We start from the raw sequence: 7309 nt of genomic DNA, 5'->3' as shown, positions 1-7309 counted from the left end.
CGTTGCTGTCCGACCTGCCGTCGCTGTCACTCCCGGGCGCGCCCGGGTCCGCCCTCTCGTCATGGCGTCCTCCGGTGAGACGGAGGAAGACACTGTCCAGGCTGGGCCGGACGACACGCAGGGTCGACAGGCGTGTGGTGGCGTCACCCAGGGCGGCGAGCACCTGAGCGGTGACCGACTGGGGCTGTTCCACCCGGACGAGGAGCCTGTCGCCCTGCCGGGTGACCGGCCAGGGCAGATCGAGCTCGGGAGGTTCGCCGGAGAAGACCAGTTCCACGGCACTGTCGCCGTGCCGCCGGACCAGTTCGTCGACGGAGCCGCGGGTGAGGACGCGCCCCTGATGCAGGACGACCACGTCCGCGGCGAGCTCCTCGATCTCGGGAAGGTAGTGGGTGGAATAGCAGACCGCGGTGCCCTGCGCGGCCAGCTCCCGCACATGGGCGAGGATGCGGCCTCGCGTCTCCACGTCGACGCCGGCGGTGGGCTCGTCGAGGAGGACCAGTCTCGGCCGGTGGATCAGCGCCATCGCGGTGTGTACGCGGCGCTGCTCTCCCCCGGAGAGCCAGGAGGCGCGGCGGCCCATCAGACCGTTCAGAGCGAGGGGATGGGCGACCTCCTCGATGCGCTGACGGGCCGCCCGGCCCCGGAGACCGGCCAACTCGGCGAAGAACTGCAGATTCTGGAACACCGTCAGCGGTGGGTAGATCGCCAGCTCCTGCGAGGCCAGGCCGAGTTCACGGCGCGCCCGGCGCGGGGTGCGCGCCATGGAGTGACCCAGCACCTCGATCTCCCCGGCGTCCGGTCGCAGGAGCCCCGCGATCAGGGACATCAAGGTGGTCTTGCCCGCGCCGTTATGACCCAGCAGGCCGACGATGGTGCCCTCGGCAATCTCCAGATCGACGTGGCGCAGCGCGGCCGTACCGCCGTAGCTCTTACCGAGCCCGCGCACGGAGAGGGCCGGTGGCCGGGACGTGGCGGGGGACGGGCGTGGTTCAGTCGGCACGGCGTGTCCAGACCTCCGGCAGCATGGGGGGACGGCGGCCGGCGAACGGATCGGACGCGGCGTCGCCGTGCACCCGCTCGCCCTCGGTCCACGGTCGACAAAGACCGGTGGCCCTCAAGCCGGTCCCGGTCGTGGCGGAAAGCGTCACGCGGCAGCCTCCCGAGCCGGACGGGCGGCACCGGGCAGCCGGATCCCCACAGCCCGCGGCATCCGGCCACGACCGTGCGGGCGTCCGGTTCCGTGATCCCGGCGCTGCACGGTGTGCGGTGGCGCGGCCGGGCCGACGAGCCGCGCGCGACGGCGTCGAGACGGAACGGCACCCGCTCCCGGGGACGGACAGCGCCCGGGGAAAGTGGTCTCCATGCGTCGGTGCACCTTTCGGATACGGACGGCGACAGCGATCACACTGTCAAGCACGCCGTTCCCGGTTCAACGCATGTTCCGGTGGACGGAACACCGCTTTCCAGCGGCGCGCACGGGCGGCTAGAACTGTTCTCCCACAGCCGCGGACCGTCTGTGCCGCTGCCCGGCACTGCTCCCACGAGGGCACCGCGTCGCGCGATCCGCCGGACCACGGAAAGGACGGCCTGGGACATGACAGCGAGCGTCGGAGCGGAGGTGGCGAAGGAGACCCTCACCGCGGTCCGCCGGCATCTCTCGCCGCAATTGGCCCTTCTCTACGGAATGAACGGCTCCAGCGCCATCGAGGCGTACGGCGAGGGGGCTCGAGTGCGGCTGTCCGACGGCCGCACCCTGCTCGACTTCGGCAGCTACGCGGTGACCCTGCTGGGGCAGCGCCATCCGGCCGTGATGGCGGCGGTGCGCGACGAGCTGGACGCGATGCCGGTGTCCAGCCGTGTCCTGGGCAACCGAGCGACCGCGGCGCTTGCCGAGGCGCTGGCCGACTGGGCCGACCCGGGCCGCCTGACAAAGGTATGGCTCGGACTCAACGGCTGCGACGCTGTGGAGGCGGCACTGAAGCTGGCACGCCGGGCCACCGGCCGTCGCCGGGTGATCGCGGTCGAGGGCGCGTACCACGGCAAGTCCATGGGAGCGCTGGCCGCCACCTGGAACGTCCGCTACCGCGAGTCCCTGGAGCCCCTGCTCGGCGGGGTGACCCACATCCCGGCGGACGCCGCCGCGGTGCCCGGCGCCTTCGAGGGCGAGGAGGTGGCCGCGGTCCTGGTGGAACCGGTCCAGGGCGAGGGCGGCGTACGCCCCCTGGACCGGGCGTTCCTGACGGCTCTGGCCGACACGGCCCACGCACACGGCGCGTTCGTCATCGCCGATGAGATACAGACCGGATTGCGCCGCTGCGGCCCTCGCCTGGTCAGCACCGAACTCGGCATGAAGCCCGATGCCGTCCTGCTCGGCAAGGCGCTGGGCGGCGGGATCCAGCCGGTGTCCGCCCTCGTGGCGACGCCGGAGCTGTACGCCCCGCTGGCCGCGGATCCGTTCGTGCACACGACCACGTTCTCCGGGCATCCGCTCGGGGCGGCCGCGGGCGTGGCGGCGCTGCGGGCGGTGGAGGAACTCGCCCCACGGGGCCGTGAACTGGCGGAGGTCTTCGGCTCCGGTCTGACCAGGCTGGTGGAACGCCACCCAGGACTGGTCACCGCGGTTCGCGGCCAGGGACTGCTGTGGGGCCTGGAGTTCTCGACACCGGCGGCGGCGGGCGAAGTGCTGATGGAGCTGGGGCGCCGAGGCCTGGTGGTCTCCCCATGCCTGGGCCGGCCGGAGGTGCTGCGGTTGCTGCCCCCGCTGGTCGCCACGGACCAGGACGCCGAGGAGGCGCTGGCCCTCCTGGACGCCGTCTGCGCGGCGGTGCCCGACGAATTCCGCCCGGTGGTCGCCGCGGCCCGGACCTGACCGTCCAGGGCCTCTCGCCCCGAACGATCGAGCCGGAATCACCAGGGAGGACGGGAAACATCAGACGGCGGTGATCAGTTCGGGGCTGCGCTGCAGTTCACGGGAGACGACGGCGCAGGCGGCTTTGAGGTGCGCGGCGGCCAGACCGGCGTCGAGCCCTGCCTGCGGGCCCGCGACGGCCAGGGCCCCCGCAGCCGCGCCGAGCGCCGTCAGCACGGGCGCGGCGAGACCCGTCACTCCGGTCGCACCGCGGACGACCGTGAAGCCCTGGTGCCGGGCGCGGTCCACCTCGGCCCTCTGGACGCGCGCCGCGCGGTGCGCGAAGGCCTCGGCGCCGAAGGCGCGGAGGACTCCGGTTGCGGCCCGCTCGGAGGCCCAGGTCTCCTCCACGGCCTGCCCGCCACCGGGGCCGTGGGTGTGTCGTACGGCATCCACCAGAACGGGGTCCGCCCCGGTGGGGTCGGCGATGAAGATGAACGCGCTCCCATGGGTGAGGCGTTGGAGGTGCTGCGCATGGGGAAGGGCGATGTCGCGCAGCATGAGCTGGCGAGGAACCCGGGCCCCCAGCATGAACAGCCCCATGCCGAGCCTCAGCCCCTTCTCACCACGCTCCAGCATGCCTTCCTTGACCAGTTCGGTGGTGATGCGGTGGGCCGTCGCCTTGGGCATGTCGGCCCGGCGGGCGATCTCGGAGAGCGGGAGTTCCGGCTCGCTGGGCCGGAAGGCGCGGAGAACGCCGAGACCGCGCGCGAGCATGGAGCGGGAGCTGTTTCCGACGGACAAGGGAACTCCTCCGTGTCAGGACGGTGCGAAGTGCGGTGATGCGGTGCCGGCCGGCGCGCGAGGTGCTGTGGTGCGCCCGGTCGGAGGCCCGCTCAGGTCGTGCGTGGTGAGGACATCAGAGGCGTGCGGTCGCGCGCGGACCGTGCAGCCGCCTGCTCCGAGGGTTGCCCCGCCCGATGGACGCGGTCGGTGTGGTCTCCCGGGTGGTACGTGCTCGAGTACCGGGGCCGCGTTGCGTGAGGCGGCCTCATCAGTGCCGGGGGGGCGAGGTGGGCCGGGTACGCGGAGCGCCTTCGGTGCCGGCCGCGGCCGTGAAGACGCCGAGTGAGCGGGAGAACCGGGGTCTCACGACGTCTTACCGTTCGCAGATGTCGCCCACCTGCGACGCCCTTCGAGCCAGTGCCCGGCCGCCGACGTGGTCGGGTCTTGCGGGGGCACCGTGAGTGAGCACCGCGCGCGACCGGGAGCCGGGTCGAGCGCCGGCCGCTCCCGCGCGCCGGGCGCTATCCCGAGGGCGATCCGCCGTGTCCCACGGACACGCGGCTGCGCACGGTCCGGAGCCTTCGTCCGTGACGGACACGACCGGGATCTGTCCGCTGGTCACGACCTGCCCTCTCCGCTGGTTCCGGCACGTCAGGCGCTGTCGTCGAGGACCCCGTCCCCGTGGCGCACCGGCGGTTGCGGCGGACGGGAGTCCGGTAGGCGGCGCACCTGGGCGTGGCTGCCGTCGGACGCCGACTGGAGCGGACGGATCTCATTCAGTCCTGCGGAGAAGGCCACGGTGAGCTCGTCGATGCGGTAGGCGCAGGGCGCGACCTGGTCCAGCAGGTGAATCTCCGCCAGAGCGTCCAGCAGCATGTGAGCTTCATGCACCCCGGTGCCGAGCAGGTCGGCCGCGGTCGCCGGCGAGACGATCCTGCCGCCGGTCGCCGCCAGGCGTTGCAGCGCATTCGCAGCGGCGGGCGTCAACGTGCGGTACGACCACGACAGAACGGTCCGCAAGGTGGTCGCCTCGTCCACCCCGCAGTCAAGGCCGTCGAACAGCGACCGATGCCATCGGGCGGTGTTCTCGGCGGCGACTCGCAGGGCCAGCGGGACATAGCCACAGGAGCGCGCGATGTCCGGCGCGGCCGATCGTTCGAACCACGGTCCGGCAGCGGCCTCGAGCAGCCGCCAGGCCTCCTCCTTGGTCACCGGCGGCACTGTAACCCGCTCCGCGCCGTCTCGTACGACCAGGCCGGACAGCCGATTCCGGCTCGTCACCACCACGTGGCACCCACCAGCCGCCGGCAGCAGTGGCCTGACCTGTCCGGCGTCGGCCGCGTTGTCCAACACGATCAGTGCCCGCTTGCCGGTCATCAGGCTGCGGTACCGGGCCGCGAGGTGTTCGGCAGGCACCTCTGCGTCCACCTGTCCGCCGAGGGATGCCATGAAGTGGCGCAGGACATCGGTCTCATCCACCGGCAGGCCTGGGCCGAAGCCGCCCAGATCGGCGAACAGGACGCCGTCGGGGAACTGGTGCGCCACACCGTGGGCCCAGTGGAGCACTGTGGTTGTCTTGCCGATCCCCGCCTGCCCGTCGACCACGACAACGTTGCACTCCGCCGGGTCATGACGCTTGTCCGACTGGTGAAGAGCGCGGTCCAGTGCGGACAGGATCGCTGCCCGCCCGACCAGGCCGGGCACCGCCCGGGGTAACTGGTTGAGTGACGGGCCGGTGCGGCCGGACAGGTCGGAGGCGACGAGACTGCTCAGTCGGCCACCGGTGCGCAGTGCCTCGTCACATCGCTGGGCAAGCAACTTGGTCGGCGCCTTGCCGCCGGTCTCCACCCTGCTGAGGTGGCTCTTGCTGTAGTTGACCAGCTGGGCGAGCTGTCCGAGCGACAGCCCCCGGTCGCCTCGGGCGGCCCGTAAGGCGGACCCGAAGGACCGCGTGGGGTACATGTTGGTCTTCATTCGCAACTACTCCGGTCTTTTCTGCTCAGCCGGCTGACCATGCGCGGATCGTCTCAAAACACACCGGGCAGTACGAACTGTCAGCAGGCGTGCGGACAATCCTGATCGTCATGCGGAGGTACTCACCCCCCGGCACGCACAGCTGTGTCGACCGACCTCTTCGGTTCCTCGATCGGGCCGGCGACGTCGACGGTGAGCCGTTCACATACCTGGGGCTTGTCGGTGTGCCGCTGGGCCCGGCGAACCGGGACAGACCGAGGAGGGCGCCCCGATGGCACGGGCGGCTGACCGGACGCAGGAGAAGTGGCGACAGACGGTGCGCTCACACGTCGCCCGGCCCCGGACGCTGCTCGCTTCGACCAGCTGCTGACAACCGGTCACCCTGTGGAGGACCGCGCAGGCCGTCCCCGGGTCGTCGTGCCCGGACTCTCTCGTGATCGGGTCCGAACGACCGGTCCGGATCCCCGTGTCATCCGCAGAGGCGGTGCACTGTCAGAAGGGGAGATAATCCCTCGAGCGCGGTTCGGGGAAGACGTCGGGCAGTCGGAAAGCCCGGCAGCGCGGCAGGGATGCGCCGTTCGGATCGTTGTCGACACGCCAGGTCCCGTCCGCGAACGGATCGGAAAGCTCGGTCCAGCCCAGATTCACTTCGAAGTAGTGGGCCGCAGTGCGAACCGAGGGCTTGTCGGCGTCATCCATGATCACCAGACCGCCCGGCTTCACGATCTTCCGCAGGTAGTAGAGGTCGAGGAAGACCTCGTGAAACACATGGCTCCCGTCGACGAAACCCGCATCGGCGACGAAACCCTCCGCGATGAGCTGAGGGAAGGCCTCTGAATTCAGCGTCGGAAGAAGCCTGGCGATCTGGTCGAGGCCGGCGGAGCAGAGCAGGTCCCACCCCACGTTGGACCACATGTCCTTCTGGAACGGATCGATCACGACGTGCTGAGGGTTGGCGTGGTCCCGGGAAACAAGCGCCTCCCCCACGGCAAGCGCCGAACTGCCGTAGGCCAGCCCTACTTCGACGACGGACTCGACGTTTTCGGCGACGAGGCAGTCCCGAAGAAGGTCGCAGTCGCGCTCGGGAAGAGTGATGTACTCGAAGTCACCATCGAAATTTCGCGTCCGAGCGGGGCCACCTTGCGCCAACTCGCGCCGGACTTCCCGAACCCGAATAGCGCGGTCATCTGTTTTGCGGTTATCGAGCTTCATGAAAAAATTGTAGGCGCCCGACCCATCGGAAGCAAGCATTGTCAACGTACATCACTGAAATAACGTCTGCCCAATTCAGCTACCTTTCAGTAATTAACGAAGAGCTTATCTCGGGCCGGACGGACATTCCCCCTGATCTTCAACTCCGCACGCTGGTCGACTTATAAAAACGGCTTCTTGACACCCTTCGGGAGAGGCGCGTAAGGATTGGATAAACCGCCTCACGAGTGTCCGGGGATTGCGTTGACAGTACGCCGACGCAGTCCGGAATCGCACCGGATTCTTGTTCCACTCGCACCGGAAGCCGGCACTCGTCACCGCTCTGTCCAGTACCCGAGGGGTTCCGGCTCGAATGGGACGCCCGTTGAGAAGTGGGGTGGGGGCCCCCCCCCCCCGGGGGGGGGGAGCCCAAGACAACGGCGCAGCGAATTGACTGTGGGGAGGGGGGGGGCGGGGGGGGCCCGCCCCCATTGGGTGGTGAGTGGA

The 7309-nt window shown here is 70.2% G+C and carries 5 protein-coding genes; 1 reads left to right on the top strand and 4 read right to left on the bottom strand.

Going from position 1 to position 7309, the window contains the following annotated elements; translation table 11 throughout:
- The coding region (locus ACH4F2_RS28655; RefSeq protein WP_398135647.1) for an ATP-binding cassette domain-containing protein at nt 1–949 on the bottom strand (949 nt) is incomplete at its 3' end.
- Between the two features lie 648 nt (nt 950–1597).
- Between ACH4F2_RS28655 and ACH4F2_RS28650 the strand changes: the two genes are divergently transcribed.
- Nucleotides 1598–2872, top strand: a complete 1275-nt coding sequence (locus ACH4F2_RS28650; protein ID WP_398135646.1) for an aspartate aminotransferase family protein — start codon at nt 1598–1600, stop codon at nt 2870–2872.
- A 60-nt stretch (nt 2873–2932) separates the two neighbouring features.
- Here the strand turns inward: ACH4F2_RS28650 and ACH4F2_RS28645 are convergent, their stop codons facing one another.
- From ACH4F2_RS28645 to ACH4F2_RS28635, 3 genes are all read right to left on the bottom strand, one after another.
- The gene (locus tag ACH4F2_RS28645; RefSeq protein WP_398135645.1) at nt 2933–3655 is read right to left on the bottom strand and encodes a helix-turn-helix domain-containing protein; all 723 of its coding nucleotides are present in this window, start codon (nt 3653–3655) and stop codon (nt 2933–2935) included.
- Nucleotides 3656–4288: 633 nt separating this feature from the next.
- A complete protein-coding gene (locus tag ACH4F2_RS28640) occupies nt 4289–5599 on the bottom strand; it encodes a helix-turn-helix domain-containing protein (RefSeq protein ID WP_398135740.1) in 1311 nt (436 codons plus the stop codon).
- A gap of 504 nt (nt 5600–6103) precedes the next feature.
- Nucleotides 6104–6823 (bottom strand): class I SAM-dependent methyltransferase, encoded by a 720-nt coding sequence (locus ACH4F2_RS28635; RefSeq protein WP_398135644.1) that lies wholly within the window; start codon nt 6821–6823, stop codon nt 6104–6106.
- Nucleotides 6824–7309 lie beyond the last annotated feature (486 nt).

Origin of the sequence: Streptomyces sp. NPDC017890 (assembly GCF_044328675.1) — a bacterium.
GTDB lineage: Bacteria > Actinomycetota > Actinomycetes > Streptomycetales > Streptomycetaceae > Streptomyces.
Note: the sequence above shows the minus strand (reverse complement) of the source record. Positions and strands in the feature narration are given on the sequence as shown.